Raw genomic sequence first — 14676 nt, forward strand, 5'->3', positions numbered from 1 at the left:
GATTACTGTTTGATAATATTATTTATTCCGTTCTCATTCATTTGTACAGTGTACCAATCTTCTAATACGGTAGCACCTGATTTTTCATAAAATTCAATAGCAGGTGTATTCCAATTTAGAACGACCCATTCCACTCTTCTTACCCCTTGCACTTTAGCGATTTTCATTACCTCATTATAAAGTGCTTTGCCTGCACCAGTTCCTCTGTGGTCTTTGCTGACAATTAAATCCTCTAAGTGGATTGTCTTTCCCTTCCACGTGGAATATCGATTATAATAAAGTGCTATGCCGATTATTTCGTCATTCACTTCAGCGACAATAGCTTCGAAAAGCGGACGTTCACCAAAACCATCTCTGACTAAATCATCCACTGTCAATACTACTGCTTCAGGTTCTTTCTCATAAAAGGCAAGTTCTTGTATTAGTTCTAATACACGAGGCATATCTGTAGCGATAGCTTTTCTAATGTTCATGGTTTTATTTGATTTTAGTTTGGTTATTAGTTCTGTAGAATAACAAAATTAACGATATTTGCAGAATTAAAGACACAACTAAGAATCATTTTTAAAATGACAACAGAAAGAAACCAGACTTTAGGAGAGTTCATTATTGATAAACAAGAAGATTTTAAATATTCTTCGGGTGAGTTTACAAGATTAATTAATTCTCTACGATTAGCTGCCAAGGTCGTAAGTCACCAAGTAAATCAAGCAGGTTTAGTTGACATCGTAGGTGCTTTTGGAAAACAAAATGTACAAGGTGAGCAACAACAGAAATTAGATGTTTATGCAAACGAGGTTTTTATTAAAACTTTGATAAACAGAGAAATTGTATGTGGAATTGCCTCGGAAGAAGAAGATGATTTCATTGCAATTAAAGGGAAAAATGGAGGAAACGACAATAAGTATGTTGTACTTATGGATCCTCTTGACGGTTCTTCAAATATTGATGTAAACGTTTCTGTGGGTACAATATTTTCAATTTATAGACGTGTTACACCAATTGGTACGCCTGTTACGCAAGAAGATTTCTTACAAAAAGGATCAAATCAAGTTGCTGCAGGTTATATTGTTTACGGTTCATCTACTATGTTAGTGTATACAACAGGAAACGGGGTAAATGGCTTTACACTGAACCCTGCAATCGGTACATTCTATTTGTCACATCCTAATATGAGCATCAGTCAAGATGGTCACATTTATTCTATTAACGAAGGAAACTACGTACACTTCCCTCAAGGAGTAAAGGATTATATTAAGTACTGCCAAGCAGAAGAAAACGATAGACCTTATACATCTCGTTATATCGGTAGTTTAGTATCAGATATTCACCGTAACATTCTCAAAGGAGGTATTTATATTTACCCAACAAGTACAAAAGCGCCGAAAGGAAAGTTGAGATTGTTGTACGAGTGTAATCCAATTGCATATATCGTTGAGCAAGCTGGAGGTAAAGCTTCTGATGGATATAATCGCATCATGGATATTGAACCTACTGAACTTCATCAGCGTGTTCCTTTCTTTTGTGGAAGTAAGAACATGGTCGAGAAGGCAGAAGAATTTATGGCACAGTATCCTCAAATATAAGGAGGAGTTTTATAAAGATAATAACAACAAAGGCGATTCACTTTTAGTGAATCGCCTTTGTTGTCATTATCTCTTTAAGCTTTTAATTTCGTAGATAAAAGTTTCTAAATCAACGTCTAATACTAAAAGCGATAAAGCTTTGTCAACAAGGTAATCTACTTCAGTAGTAAAGCCTAAAGCCACTGCGAATTTCTTCAAAATATCCTTTTGCTTCTTACCGAGTACATGGTCAACGTAAACCATTCTTGCCAAATCGTATAATCGCTCAATCCTGTGAATTTCTAAATAGGGAGGATTGACAGGAAACTTTTCAGGGTTTTCCAAGATTTTGATATAATCGTCCTCGGAGATCTCTAAGCGATCAGCTAATTGATCTATAAACTTCTTTTCTTCAATACTAAAGTTTCCATTGGCAAATGCCACTCTTACTATCGAGGCAAAATGGCCTCTGTTGCGGTCTTTAAATCCCGTATCAAACAAATCTGAGTATGCCATCTTATTGAATTATTTGGTTGTTAATATTCTTTGTATAGTAAATTAGTGAAATTATTTTTATTAATTGTTAATTTAAAATAAAAATATAGTCGATGGTTTATCAATAATGTAATGCCTCTAATTTGAAAATAGAATACTAAAGTAAATAGCAAACTTATATGTATTTTTGTTTAACTTGTTTAAAACTCAGAAACACAATTAAAAAACGATATGAGCAATCCTAAGATTACAAAATATGACAAGGCCTACCTAAAAATGGCTAAGGAATGGGGACAACTATCTTATTGTAAACGAAAAAAGGTAGGAGCTATCATTGTAAAAGATCGCATGATAATTTCCGATGGATATAACGGTACGCCAAGTGGTTTTGATAATTGTTGTGAAGATGGAAACGACGCTACCTTTTGGTATGTATTACATGCTGAAGCCAATGCAATATTAAAAGTTGCTCGATCTACTCAAAGTTGTCAAGATGCGACACTTTATATCACGATGTCTCCTTGTCGTGACTGTAGTAAATTGATTCATCAAGCAGGTATTAAAAGAGTTGTTTACCTTGAAGGGTATAAGGATTTAGAAGGAGTTCACTTTTTAGAGAAAGCAGGTGTAGAAGTCCTCCAGATTGCTGAACTTGATTAATGTATTAAATGAAAAAGTTTTTTTGGCCTCTTATCATTACTATTTCACTGTCCTTAGGTATTCTCTTGGGAGGATTCATTACGTCTGCTTCTTATCGTGCCAAAGGCGTTTATTTTACTAATCACAATAAGCTGAAATTAAATAGACTCATTGACTTTATTGAACAAGAATATGTTGATAAAGTCGATACAGATTCTATTGTTGATAAAACGGTTACCAATATTTTAGAACAGCTTGACCCACACTCTGTTTACATTGCGAATGAACAAATGAAAAGTGTTTCTGAATCTATGCAGGGAAGTTTTGTAGGAATTGGTATAAACTATTATTTCTATCGCGATTCAATTGCTGTTATTAAAAGTGTTGCAGATGGACCTGCTCTAAAAGCAGGTATTATGGCTGGAGATAGAATATTAGCTGTGGATGGTTATAAATTGTTTGGCAAACAAGTTACAAATGACACTATTACTGATCGATTAAGGGGAGAGGAAAATACGAAAGCGGTATTGTCTGTTTATAGAAAGAAAACCAATGAAGAATTAGCTATTTCTTTAGCTCGCAATGTCATTCCATTGAAGAGTGTGGATGTTGCTCTTAAACTCGATAATAATTATGGTTACATCAAGTTAAATCGCTTTTCCAGTACTACGTATACGGAGTTTAATACTAAGCTAAAAGAGTTGTTGAACAAGAACATCGAAGGGCTTATTCTCGACGTTAGGAATAATGGTGGTGGCTATTTAGACCAGTCTATCAAGATATTAGATGATTTATTAGATGAGGGACAAGTTATTGTCAAGACGGTAAATAAAGGAGGAGTTGAAAAAGTAACGTATGCAAAAGGCAAAGGACTTTTTAGAGATAAACCCATTTATGTTTTAGTTAATGAAAGTAGTGCTTCTGCCAGTGAGATTATTGCCGGAGCTATACAAGATAATGACAGAGGTGTTGTGGTTGGGCGTAGAACCTTTGGAAAGGGATTAGTGCAAAGAGAGTTAATGTTAGGGGATGGTTCGGCAATTAGATTAACAACAGCAAGGTATTATACACCTTCTGGGCGGTCAATTCAAAAACCATATAAGAATGGCATAGAGGAATACAATAATGATTTAAGGGCAAGGTACACACACGGAGAGTTGTATGCCTCTGATAGTATTAAGGTTGCTGATAGTTTACAGTTTAAAACCCTTAAAGGTCGAATTGTATATGGAGGTGGAGGAATTGTACCAGATGTATTTATTCCCATTAAAGGGAAGCATGGTGAAGATACAACCATTATGTTGATGAGGTCTGGAATCACGAGTTATTTTGTCTTCGAGCAAATAGATAAAGATCGATTAGCTTATGAGCAAATGAGTTCGGAATCATTAATAGATTTTGTTATGAATGACAATCGACTTTACAATCGCTTTATAAAACACCTCGAACAAAATAAACTATACTTTAAATTAGATAGGAGAAAAGAGTTAGTAAAACACTATATCACAGCTGAATTTTTGAATCAACTATTCGACGAAGAAAACTATTATAGATGGTTGATTAAAAGCGATGATATGTTAGAGAAAGTCGATAAGCTTATTAGGAATAACGTAGAGTAAGAATACAAAAAAAGGAGGACATTAAGTCCTCCTTTTCTTTATGATCACATTTTGGGATTACCAAATTTTTACTCTTTCTTCAGGTTTGATGTAAAGTTTGTCTCCTTCTTTGATATCGAATGCTTGGTAAAAAGCATCAACATTTTGTAGAGGAACATAAGCTCTATAATGTCCTGGAGCATGTGGGTCAGTTTTTACTTGGTTTTTGATCGCTTCATCACGAGCTTTCGTTCTCCAAATAGTTCCCCATGAAATAAAGAAACGTTGTTCTGGTGTGAATCCGTCAATATTTCCAGGATGATTACCTTCTTCTTTAAGATAGATTTGTAAACCGTCATAAGCAGCATTTACACCACCTAAGTCTCCGATGTTTTCTCCTAATGTAAATTTACCATCAACAAATACTCCTGGTAATGGCTCTAATGCACTGTATTGTGCCGCAAGTTTGTTTCCTAATGTTGTGAATTGCTCTAAATCAGCATCAGTCCACCAGTTGTTTAAGTTACCATCTTTGTCATATCGAGCACCAGAATCGTCGAAACTATGAGAAATCTCATGCCCGATTACAGCACCAATACCACCGTAGTTGATAGCTTCGTCTGCTTTGTAGTCATAGAATGGAGGTTGAAGAATAGCTGCAGGGAATACAATCTCATTATAGATTGGATTGAAATATGCATTCACTGTTTGAGGAGACATCCCCCAACGTGATTTATCAACTGGTTGTCCATAATCAGCATTGTTTTTCATTACTTCCCATCTCTCTGCATTTTTCATATTGTCGAAGTGATTTCCTCCTTCAGCAGGTGATTTGATTACCATTGCAGAATAGTCTTCCCATTTGTCAGGATAACCAATTTTTACAGTCGTTGTAGCTAATTTTTCTAATGCCCCTTTTTTAGTTTCTTCTGCCATCCAAGGTAAAGCCTTGATGCGCTCACCAAAAGCTGTCAGTACATTTTTAATCATTGCTTGTGCTTTAGCTTTAGCTTCAGCAGGGAACTTTTTCTCTACGTACAATTGCCCTAATGCTTCTCCAACAGTACCGTTAACAACTGCTAATGCTCTTTCCTCTACAGGTCTTTGTTCTTTTGCACCTTCAAGTGTTTTTGAATAGAACTCCCAGTTAGCTTTTTCTATCTCAGTAGAAAGGTAAGATGCATTGCTGTTAATTAAAGTCCATTTTAAATAAGCTTTAATGCTGCTGATATTCTTGTCAGCAAGAATATTGTTTAGCGCTTTCATGTATTTTGGTTGTGAAACCACAACTTTATCAATATTCTTTAATCCTTTAGCTTCAAAGTAAGCTGTCCAATCTACGATAGGCAATACTTTTTGAAGTTCTGCAATCGTCATTGGGTTGTAAGTAAGACGGCTATCTCTTCTTTCAACTCTTGTCAAACGAGGTTCTGCCATTTTTGTTTCTAAAGCTAAAACAAGTTTTGCTTCTTCTTCAGCTTGTTTACTATCAGCTGTGATCATTGATAACATACGAGTAACGTGAGCAACATATTGTTCGCGTTTCGTCTTCATATCTTCGCTATCCTCTAAGTAATAGTCACGGTCAGGTAGGCCTAAACTACCAAGGCTAACGTAAATTGTATTTGCTTTTGAGTCTTTGGCATCAGCGTATACATATGAAGAATAGAATCCTAAACCACCCTCATCAGCAAGGTCGTTGATAAATTTTGTAACGTCTTTTGCTGTAGCAATTGCGTTAATTTTATCTAAGTAAGGTTTTAATGGATCTACTCCTAATTTGTTTCTTGTCGCTTCATCTAAGTATGTTTCGTAAACTGCAACAGCCTTCGCTTGATCAGATTTTGAATCAAGGTTGTGATTTTTAGCAGCTTCGTCTAAGATTGCCAAAGCGTCTTTGTCTGTGTTTTTTCTCAATTCGTCAAAGCTTCCCCATCTTGTTCTATCACTTGGAATTTCAGTTTGGTCATACCAAGTACCGTTTACATAACGAAAGAAGTCATCACCAGGTTTTACTAATGTATCCATATACTCTAATGTGATACCGTGATTCTCTTGGTTTTTTGACTCGTCAGCTTTTTTGCCGTCTTTGCAAGCTACTAAGGTTGCTATAGCAAACGCAGAAGTCAACAATACTTTTTTGTTCATAGTATAAAATAGTTTTCGTTTTTAAAGATATTGTAACAAAAATAGAAAATATCTTTGGTTTATATTTTTTTTGTCAAATTTATTTGTAACTAATGTATTTATAAAGACTTTAACCAATTTATACCTTTGAATTTGTAAGTTTGTACAAACTCAAATGATATGTTCGATTTCTTTAAAAAATACAGATTGTTCTTCCTTTTCTTCTTCCTTTTATGCGCAGGAATAATGGTCATGTTTTATTCTGCATTGAAAACAAGAAAGTCACTTCCAGTGTACACCCCTTCAATGGTAAATCCTGAGATGGTAGATAGTTTGATTCAACATCAAGCTAATAAGAGAACGCATCGTATTGCTCCTTTCAAATTCGTTAATCAGAATGGAGATACTATTACAAATAAAGATTATTTGGGCCATATTTATGTCGCCGATTTCTTTTTTACTACTTGTCCTACTATTTGCCCTATTATGGGGGATAATATGGTCTGGTTACAAGATAAAATTAAAGATTTACCGGGCGTTAAGTTATTGTCGCATACGGTTACTCCAGATATTGACTCTGTTCCTGTATTGAAGCAATATGCACTGGATAAAGGTGTGAATGACGATATATGGAATCTGGTTACTGGAGATAAAAGAGATATTTACTTTATTGCCCGAAATTCTTATTTAGCTGTAAAAACTGGGTCAACAGAAGAATTGTATGATATGGTTCACACAGAGAATTTTATTTTAGTTGATAGTGAGGGCAGTATACGAGGTTTTTATGACGGAACTAATTTTGATACCAAAGACCCTGAGAGTAAGAATATGCAAGAGCTATGGGAAGATATTCAGTGGCTATATGAAAATGAGAAAAAAGAGAAAAAGTAGAGAATACAGTTTAGTTACTTTATTTGTTAGTATAGTAAGAGGAGCTCCATCGAGCTCCTCTTTTTTTGTATAATAGCCAATAGAAGGGTATAATAATGGTCAAAAACGATACTTCTTGCCTACTTTACTGCTTGGTCAGCTGTGTTTTGTAGTAAATCGTGTGGTAGAATAATTGAAAAGTGTATTTTTCTATTTTCTTTGAAATCCTTTACTATTACTTAAACTGAGGTATAGATGTTTGATTTAGTATCAATTCTAATAATAAAACTTTTATAACTAATGGGATAAGTTTTGATATTTGTTTATTTTTGCAATATAAACTAAATCTAAATAAAGTGAGTACGACTTTAGACTTATTGCAAAAAAACACAAAAGGTATCATTGCTGACTACGATATGCAAAATGTTCCTTTGAAGTTATTAGAAATGGGATGCCTACCTGGAAATGAGGTGGTATTGTTGGAAGTTGCTCCTTTAGGAGATCCAATCTACTTGTGTGTAAATGATACACATCTATCGATTAGAAAAGAGTTAGCAAAGGAAATTCTGATTGATATTGAATAAAGAGTAGCCTCTTTTTCTTATTGTTTTTATAACGAAGAGTATTTGATGAAAAATAATGTAAATGTTGCCCTAATTGGTAATCCAAACGTAGGGAAAACTTCTGTGTTTAATGCCTTGACAGGATTGAATCACAAGATTGGGAATTATCCAGGTATAACAGTTGATAAAATTAGCGGTGTAGCTAAGTTAACAGATGACGTTAATGCTAAGATTATCGATTTGCCAGGTACTTATAGTATCAATGCAAGCTCATTAGATGAACGCATTGTATTAGATTTACTCTTTAACCCACAACACGAAGACTTTCCTGATGTAGCTGTTGTTGTCGCAGATATTGAAAACCTCAAGCGAAACCTACTTCTATTTACGCAAGTAAAGGAATTAGGTATCCCTACAGTCTTAGCTATTAATATGGCAGATCGTATGTCTGAAAAGGGAATTACATTAGATATCCAGAAATTAGAAGAAAAATTAAAAACGAAAGTTGTTTTAATCAGTGCGAAGAAAAAACAAGGTATTGATGATTTAAAGACAGCTATTGGCAACTATAGGGAATACTCTATTGAACCTTCAGTGAATGCTACTGCTGCTGATTCTGACTTCTTCGGTAAGTTAGCTTTGACCTATCCAGCAGAACCTATTTACAAATTGTGGATGGTGTATTCTCAAGATTTAAAGATTGGTAAGTTAACTAAGGCGTCTTTGGAAGAAAAGGGGATTCACCTAAGTGAATCTGAGGTAAAAAGACTTCAACAAAAGAAAACAATTAAACGCTATCAGTTTATCAATGACTTACTGAAAGAAGTTTATAAGAAAGATATTAAACAAGCTACTGATTTGTTGAGTAAGGCGGATAGGGTATTAACGCATAAAGTTTGGGGATATGTAATCTTCTTTGCTATTATGCTTTTAGTATTCCAAGCGATTTTTACTTGGTCAAGTTATCCAATGGACTGGATCGATAATCAGTTTGCCAATTTATCTACTTGGGTACACGAAGTGATGGAGCCGGGGAAACTTACTGACTTAATTGCGGACGGTATCGTACCTGGTATTGGTGGGATAATGCCTTTCATTCCTCAAATTGCCATTTTATTTATGTTTATTTCGATTTTAGAAGAAACGGGATACATGAGTAGAGTTGTATTTCTAATGGACAGACTAATGCGTCCTTTTGGATTGAGTGGTAAGTCTGTTGTGCCATTAATTTCAGGAAATGCTTGTGCGATTCCTGCAATTATGTCTGCTCGTAATATCGAGAACCCAAAAGAGCGTTTGCTAACTATTTTAGTAACGCCATTGACAACTTGTTCTGCGAGAATACCAGTATACATTATATTGATTGCGTTAGTGATTCCAGATACACATTTGTTTGGTTTCCTTAGTTTACAAGCGTTGACTTTGACGTTGTTTTATCTGTTGGGATTCCTTTCGGCCTTGTTCTTAGCTTGGGTGTTGAAGTTCTTTATTCGCTCTTCGGCTAAATCGTATTTTGTGATTGAAATGCCTGAGTATAGAGTTCCTATTTTTCAGAATGTAGTTAGTACCATGTATGAGAAAACAAAGGCATTCGTATTGGGAGCAGGAAAGATTATTTTCTTTTTATCTATCATTATTTGGTTTTTAGGGGCTCATGGACCTGGTGAACGTTTTGAGAACGCTGAGGAAATTGTAACTGAACAGTACAAAGGGCAAGAGGTTTCTGAAACTGACTTAGAAGATCATATCGAGGGATATAAATTAGAAAATTCGTATATTGGTATTATTGGTAAATCAATTGAACCAGTTATTAAACCTTTAGGTTATGATTGGAAAATTGGTATAGCGGTGATTACATCCTTTGTCGCAAGAGAGGTGTTTGTGGGAACACTTGCTACAATATACAATGTAGGCTCAAGTGGCGAAGAAGATGAAGATGGTACTATTAAGCAACGAATGAGTGCAGAAGTATGGCCAGATACAGGAAAGCCAGTGTTCACTTTAGCCAGTGGTCTGTCTTTGATGGTATTCTATGCCTTTGCAATGCAATGTGCCTCTACGGTTGCTATCACAAGAAGAGAAACGAAGTCATGGAAGTGGACAATATTTCAATTAGTTTTCCTGACAGCGTTTGCTTATTTTGCAGCAATGTTAACATTCCAACTATTAAAGTAAAATCACGATGGGATATCAAGAAATTATAGCTTATGCTTTTTTAATTATTGCGGTAGGCTATTTGATCAAAAAGAGTTTTTGGAAGAATAACTCTAAGAAAAAAGGTTCTTGTGGTGGGGGTAGCTGCGGTTGTTCCTAATTCACAAACGAGAGATAATCAAAAGGCAGTCTATGTTGACTGCCTTTTTCTTTTTGTCATAACTCAAGGATTTCTTAGAAGTGTTGTATAAATTATATAATACAGTCTTAAACCCTTCTTATAGACATTATAGGGAAATCGTGTTTTGCATTTAGTTGTTGTTTTTAATTTGATTAGTAAAATTATTGATACTATTTTGAGCGATACCATTTGCTGTTATATGCTTGACAAAAGCAGATCCAATGATTGCTCCTGAACTATATTGACAACTGAGTTTATAAGTATCGTTATTGTGTATATTGAATCCGATTAAAGTTGGATTGTTTAGTTTGTTTTGTTGAATTCGACTGTAGTAATCCGTTTGAGTATTCAGGTCTTTGTTTGCACCTGTGATACTATTCGATGATACCATATAGATAAAACCCGTTGTACATTGGTCGATTTGTCTGATGCGTTCTTGTGAAGTTTCATTGCTAATCAGCATAATATTACTGATATTAAGCGTATGGCATGCTTCTTCAAAATGTTGTTTGTAGTATTCCATAGGTAAGTCTGGAACTATAATACCGTCTACTCCAAGGACGGCACACTGTTGCAAAAAATTGTTTACTCCATATTGTAGAATGGGATTGAGATACCCCATGAGTACAATTGGAATTTGAACTGTTTCGCGAATGTTTTTAAGTTGTTCAAAGAGTATTTGAAGTGTCATTCCATTGTCTAAAGCTATTTGTCCACTTTTCTGTATAGTTGGCCCATCTGCTAAAGGGTCGGAATACGGAATACCTATTTCTACCAGATCTACTCCTGCTTGTTCCAAGTGAGTTAATATAGTCGTGGTATTATCTAAGTTAGGGTATCCTGCGGTAAAGTAGATAGATAAGATCTCTTTGTCTTTTCGTTTGAATAATTGTGTGATTCTATTTTTCATGAGTAAAGTATTTTGAATAAGTGAGCATGTCTTTGTCTCCTCGCCCTGATACATTGACAACAACAATATCAGATGGGTTGAATTTTACCTTTTCTAAAATAGCAAGTGCATGTGCCGATTCAAGGGCAGGGATTATGCCATCTGTCTTTGTCAAGTGAAAGGCGGCTTGTATAGCTTCCTCATCGGTCACCGCTTCTACTGTTACTTTGCCTATATCGCTTAAGTAAGCATGCGCAGGACCTATTCCAGGATAGTCTAATCCTGCCGAGATAGAGTAGGGTTCGATAATCTGACCGTCTGCGGTCTGCATTAAGTAAGTCATGCTACCGTGTATAATACCCTTTTGCCCCAAGGTGATACTGGCTGCGGTTTCTTCTGTATCTACTCCTTTTCCTGCGGCTTCAACAGCAATTAGTTTAGTATGGCCGTTATCTATAAAGTGGTAGAAAGCCCCCATAGCATTACTACCTCCTCCAACGCATGCAATGACATAGTCAGGTTTGTCAGTATTTTCTTTTTCCATTAATTGTTTGGCAATTTCTTCGCTGATTATAGATTGAAATTTAGCCACCATATCGGGATAGGGATGAGGTCCTACAACAGAACCTATGACATAGTGTGTATCTTTTGGGTTGTTTATCCATTCTCGTATAGCTTCATTTGTTGCATCTTTAAGTGTTTGACTACCACTTAGTGCTGGTACAACTTCAGCACCGAGCATTTTCATGCGTTCTACGTTCGGCTTTTGTCTTTCTATGTCTACGGCCCCCATAAATACAGTACATTCTAAACCCAATAAGGCACATGTTGTCGCTGTTGCCACTCCATGTTGCCCCGCTCCAGTTTCCGCGATGATACGTTTTTTGTTTAGTCTTTTGGCTAAGAGTATTTGACCGATGGTGTTGTTTATTTTATGTGCTCCAGTATGGTTGAGGTCTTCTCTCTTGAGATATATTTTGGCATTGTACTGTTTTGACAAGTTATTAGAGTAAAACAAAGGGGTAGGTCTACCTACATAATCTTTTAGCAATTGTTGATATTCTACTATGAAGGACTCGTCTTTTATGATAGTTAGGTAGTGTTCTTGTAACTCTATGATATTAGCTTGTAGCATTTCTGGAATAAAGGCACCACCGTATTGACCATAGTATCCTTTTTCATCTGGATTAAAGTGTTTCATGTTTTATGATATTCGTTATTGTTTGTATCTGTTTGCAATCTTTGAGAGCAATTTCGGTTTCCAGTTGACTATTTAGGTCAAAACCGATTAGTTGCTTATGTGTTATTTTTAGTGCTTCTTTGATATTCTGCAATCCCAACCCTCCGCTAAGAAGGAAAGGTGTCTTTCCGTTATAGGATTGAAGTATAGTCCAGTCGAAACTTTTTCCACTTCCTCCGTATTGTTTACAAGCGGTATCGAATACAAATAGGGAACAGTATTTTTCGTAAGGTGCTGTTTGCTTGAAATCAAAAGTGTCTGTTATTGCAAAGGCTTTGATTATAGGTATATTTTGTTGATAAAAGTAATTGCAATCTTCTACTGTTTCTGCTCCGTGTAACTGTATATAGTCCAGGCAGTACAACGTCACTATGTCTTGTATCTCGCTGAGCTTTGCATTGACGAACACTCCAACCTTTTTTATAGTCGATGGTATGTCGCTTAGTAGGGTTGTATCGAGATTACCTGCATATCTCTTGGATGAAGGATAAAAGATAAACCCCATATAGTCAATTGGCAAAGAAGTTAGTTCTTGTATGTTTTCTTTGTACTTCAGACCGCAAACTTTTACTTGATTCATAGTGCTAATGCTTGTTTGGTTTCTCTTAGTTTTATTGCTGGTTCAGGAGCTCTCATAAAGTATTCTCCAATTAGAAAGGCCGAAAAACCTTGTTGGTATAACTTGCTAATTGTGCTGGCATTATCTATACCACTTTCAGCTATTTTAATTGCTTTGTTGGGAAGCAATTGACTTAGGGCAACGCTATTGTCAATGTCTACCGAGAAAGTGTTTAAGTCCCTATTGTTGATTCCAATCAGATCAAACTCTGTGGAGAGATGTTCTCTTATTTCTGTTTCACTGTGAGTTTCTAACAAGACTTCTAATCCGAGTTGATGTGCATAATCTGTTAGCTGTTTTATGACCTCTGGTGGAAGTAATTTAGCTATTAGGAGTATCACATCAGCCCCTAAAGATTTCGCCTCTGTAATTTGATATTTATCGACGATAAAGTCTTTTTGAAGCAGTGGTACGTTTAATGTTACTCTTGCTGTACTAAAGTCATCTGATTGTGCACCGAAGAATTGTGAATCGTTTAAAACAGAGATAGCAGAAGCTCCTTCTCTCTGATATCCCGTCGTGATGTTTAGCAAATCGGCATTTGGTCTAATGATACCCTTGGAAGGGGATTGTCTCTTAAATTCAGCTATAATGTGAGGAGTATGTTCCCTTTTTATTTTATCTACCAAGGATATTCCTTCTCTGTGAAAGAGCGGTCTGTTTTGTAATTCTAACTCAGTTATTAATGCTTTTCGGTGTTCGACTTCTCGTATTTTTTGTGCTTTGATTGTATCAAGTATATTTTTCATAGTTGTCTCAGTATTTCAAAAGATTGTTTTGCTTTACCTGTGAACAGGGAGTCTTTTGCTCGTTCCATTGCTTCTGTTATAGTCAATTTAGGGTAGTAGGTCTGTATGGCCAATGCTGCATTAGCTAAGACGACATTGCTTTGTTGTGTTGTTCCTTTTCCTTTTAAGATTGTCCAAAAGATGAGTGCAGATTCTTCTACTGTATTTCCTCCTTTGATGTCATGCTGTTTTATTGCGCTTAGATCAAAATGCGAAGCATCAATGATTCGCTCTCCTGTGTTGGTAGCTATCTTGCACTGAGAGGTTAAGCTACATTCGTCGTAGCCATCAAGAGAGTGTACAATACTGTATTGTGTTTGTTCTTGTTGTAAAAAGTATTGATACATACGCAGTAGCTCAAGGTTGAATAATCCAATAAGTTGTACTTTGGGTTGAGCAGGGTTCGTTAAGGGGCCTAACATATTGAAGAAAGTTTTGACCCCTAAGGCTTTGCGTATTGGAGCAATTTCTTTCATGGCAGGATGAAATAAAGGGGCGTGAAGAAAGCAAATGTTCGCTTCTTTTAGCTGTTTTTTTAAATCTTCTTCAGATGATTTAAAGTGTATACCTAAATTCTCCATTACACTTGAAGAACCTGAGATGGAAGAAACTCCATAATTTCCGTGTTTTGCTACTGGTATTCCCGCACCTGCAACAACAAAAGAGGCAAGGGTAGAGATATTAAAAGTGTCTTTGCCATCTCCTCCTGTGCCACACATATCCATAGGGTTGAATTCACTTAAATTAACTTTGATTGCCAATTCGACCATAGCTTCTCTGAATCCTTTTAACTCCTCTAATGTTATTGGACGCATTAAGAACGTTGTCAATAAAGCCGCTAATTGCATGTCTGAATAAGCTCGGTTAACCATGTTATATAGTACCTCTTTGGCTTGAGCCTTGCTCAAGGTTTTATGGTGTGTCAATTGATTGAGTATTTCTTTCATC

General features: G+C 35.8%; 15 protein-coding genes. 7 read left to right on the forward strand and 8 right to left on the reverse strand.

Translation table 11 applies throughout. The features are described from left to right. Positions 1-2: 2 nt before the first annotated feature. Complete coding sequence (locus tag GJV76_RS00770; RefSeq protein ID WP_155090735.1) at positions 3-473, reverse strand: GNAT family N-acetyltransferase; 471 nt, start codon at positions 471-473, stop codon at positions 3-5. A gap of 96 nt (positions 474-569) precedes the next feature. Here GJV76_RS00770 and fbp point away from each other — a divergent pair, with 96 nt between their 5' ends. Next, positions 570-1586, forward strand: coding sequence for a class 1 fructose-bisphosphatase (gene fbp / locus GJV76_RS00775; RefSeq protein WP_155090736.1), 1017 nt, complete (start codon positions 570-572; stop codon positions 1584-1586). 66 nt (positions 1587-1652) lie between these two features. On the opposite strand, the gene GJV76_RS00780 is transcribed toward fbp, so the two are convergent. After that, the gene (locus GJV76_RS00780) at positions 1653-2081 is read right to left on the reverse strand and encodes a tellurite resistance TerB family protein (protein ID WP_155090737.1); all 429 of its coding nucleotides are present in this window, start codon (positions 2079-2081) and stop codon (positions 1653-1655) included. 210 nt (positions 2082-2291) lie between these two features. Between GJV76_RS00780 and GJV76_RS00785 the strand changes: the two genes are divergently transcribed. Together GJV76_RS00785 and GJV76_RS00790 are read left to right on the forward strand one after the other, a co-directional pair. After that, on the forward strand, positions 2292-2720 hold the full coding sequence (locus tag GJV76_RS00785; protein WP_155090738.1) for a deoxycytidylate deaminase: 429 nt from the start codon (positions 2292-2294) through the stop codon (positions 2718-2720). Positions 2721-2728: 8 nt separating this feature from the next. Then, positions 2729-4318, forward strand: coding sequence for a S41 family peptidase (locus GJV76_RS00790; RefSeq protein WP_155090739.1), 1590 nt, complete (start codon positions 2729-2731; stop codon positions 4316-4318). A 57-nt stretch (positions 4319-4375) separates the two neighbouring features. On the opposite strand, the gene GJV76_RS00795 is transcribed toward GJV76_RS00790, so the two are convergent. Then, entirely contained in the window at positions 4376-6445 is a 2070-nt protein-coding gene (locus GJV76_RS00795) for a M13 family metallopeptidase (RefSeq protein WP_155090740.1), read from the reverse strand. Between the two features lie 159 nt (positions 6446-6604). Here GJV76_RS00795 and GJV76_RS00800 point away from each other — a divergent pair, with 159 nt between their 5' ends. The 4 genes from GJV76_RS00800 (at position 6605) to GJV76_RS00815 (ending at position 10171) form a co-directional block, all read left to right on the forward strand. After that, positions 6605-7315, forward strand: coding sequence for an SCO family protein (locus GJV76_RS00800; RefSeq protein ID WP_155090741.1), 711 nt, complete (start codon positions 6605-6607; stop codon positions 7313-7315). A 335-nt stretch (positions 7316-7650) separates the two neighbouring features. Further along, a complete protein-coding gene (locus GJV76_RS00805) occupies positions 7651-7878 on the forward strand; it encodes a FeoA family protein (protein ID WP_160339034.1) in 228 nt (75 codons plus the stop codon). Positions 7879-7923: 45 nt separating this feature from the next. Further along, positions 7924-10032, forward strand: a complete 2109-nt coding sequence (gene feoB / locus GJV76_RS00810) for a ferrous iron transport protein B (RefSeq protein WP_155090743.1) — start codon at positions 7924-7926, stop codon at positions 10030-10032. Positions 10033-10039: 7 nt separating this feature from the next. Next, entirely contained in the window at positions 10040-10171 is a 132-nt protein-coding gene (locus GJV76_RS00815; RefSeq protein WP_155090744.1) for a FeoB-associated Cys-rich membrane protein, read from the forward strand. A gap of 151 nt (positions 10172-10322) precedes the next feature. Here the strand turns inward: GJV76_RS00815 and trpA are convergent, their stop codons facing one another. The 5 genes from trpA to trpD are packed head-to-tail and all read right to left on the reverse strand — an operon-like array spanning position 10323 to position 14675. Continuing rightward, positions 10323-11102 carry a tryptophan synthase subunit alpha gene (trpA, locus tag GJV76_RS00820; RefSeq protein WP_155090745.1) on the reverse strand — a complete coding sequence of 260 codons (780 nt, stop codon included), beginning with the start codon at positions 11100-11102 and terminating at the stop codon, positions 10323-10325. Further along, positions 11092-12282 (reverse strand): tryptophan synthase subunit beta, encoded by a 1191-nt coding sequence (gene trpB / locus GJV76_RS00825; RefSeq protein WP_155090746.1) that lies wholly within the window; start codon positions 12280-12282, stop codon positions 11092-11094. Before trpB ends, trpA begins: the two co-directional genes overlap by 11 nt. Continuing rightward, positions 12269-12901 (reverse strand): phosphoribosylanthranilate isomerase, encoded by a 633-nt coding sequence (locus GJV76_RS00830; protein ID WP_155090747.1) that lies wholly within the window; start codon positions 12899-12901, stop codon positions 12269-12271. The genes trpB and GJV76_RS00830 overlap by 14 nt, the downstream gene beginning before the upstream one ends. Then, on the reverse strand, positions 12898-13689 hold the full coding sequence (trpC, locus tag GJV76_RS00835) for an indole-3-glycerol phosphate synthase TrpC (RefSeq protein WP_155090748.1): 792 nt from the start codon (positions 13687-13689) through the stop codon (positions 12898-12900). The genes GJV76_RS00830 and trpC overlap by 4 nt, the downstream gene beginning before the upstream one ends. Further along, complete coding sequence (gene trpD, locus GJV76_RS00840) at positions 13686-14675, reverse strand: anthranilate phosphoribosyltransferase (protein WP_155090749.1); 990 nt, start codon at positions 14673-14675, stop codon at positions 13686-13688. The genes trpC and trpD overlap by 4 nt, the downstream gene beginning before the upstream one ends. Position 14676: the final 1 nt, after the last annotated feature.

Origin of the sequence: Myroides albus, from assembly GCF_009711045.1 — a bacterium.
GTDB classification, from domain to species: Bacteria; Bacteroidota; Bacteroidia; order Flavobacteriales; family Flavobacteriaceae; genus Flavobacterium; species Flavobacterium album_A.

Excerpts from the sequence above, each read along its gene's own strand:
- fbp (WP_155090736.1), top strand. The coding sequence starts at position 570 with ATGACAACAGAAAGAAACCAGACTTTAGGAGAGTTCATTATTGATAAA.
- trpD (WP_155090749.1), bottom strand. The coding sequence starts at position 14,675 with ATGAAAGAAATACTCAATCAATTGACACACCATAAAACCTTGAGCAAG.
- GJV76_RS00830 (WP_155090747.1), bottom strand. The coding sequence starts at position 12,901 with ATGAATCAAGTAAAAGTTTGCGGTCTGAAGTACAAAGAAAACATACAA.
- trpB (WP_155090746.1), bottom strand. The coding sequence starts at position 12,282 with ATGAAACACTTTAATCCAGATGAAAAAGGATACTATGGTCAATACGGT.
- GJV76_RS00815 (WP_155090744.1), top strand. The coding sequence starts at position 10,040 with ATGGGATATCAAGAAATTATAGCTTATGCTTTTTTAATTATTGCGGTA.
- GJV76_RS00800 (WP_155090741.1), top strand. The coding sequence starts at position 6,605 with ATGTTCGATTTCTTTAAAAAATACAGATTGTTCTTCCTTTTCTTCTTC.
- GJV76_RS00795 (WP_155090740.1), bottom strand. The coding sequence starts at position 6,445 with ATGAACAAAAAAGTATTGTTGACTTCTGCGTTTGCTATAGCAACCTTA.
- GJV76_RS00785 (WP_155090738.1), top strand. The coding sequence starts at position 2,292 with ATGAGCAATCCTAAGATTACAAAATATGACAAGGCCTACCTAAAAATG.
- GJV76_RS00790 (WP_155090739.1), top strand. The coding sequence starts at position 2,729 with ATGAAAAAGTTTTTTTGGCCTCTTATCATTACTATTTCACTGTCCTTA.
- GJV76_RS00780 (WP_155090737.1), bottom strand. The coding sequence starts at position 2,081 with ATGGCATACTCAGATTTGTTTGATACGGGATTTAAAGACCGCAACAGA.
- trpA (WP_155090745.1), bottom strand. The coding sequence starts at position 11,102 with ATGAAAAATAGAATCACACAATTATTCAAACGAAAAGACAAAGAGATC.
- trpC (WP_155090748.1), bottom strand. The coding sequence starts at position 13,689 with ATGAAAAATATACTTGATACAATCAAAGCACAAAAAATACGAGAAGTC.
- GJV76_RS00770 (WP_155090735.1), bottom strand. The coding sequence starts at position 473 with ATGAACATTAGAAAAGCTATCGCTACAGATATGCCTCGTGTATTAGAA.
- feoB (WP_155090743.1), top strand. The coding sequence starts at position 7,924 with ATGAAAAATAATGTAAATGTTGCCCTAATTGGTAATCCAAACGTAGGG.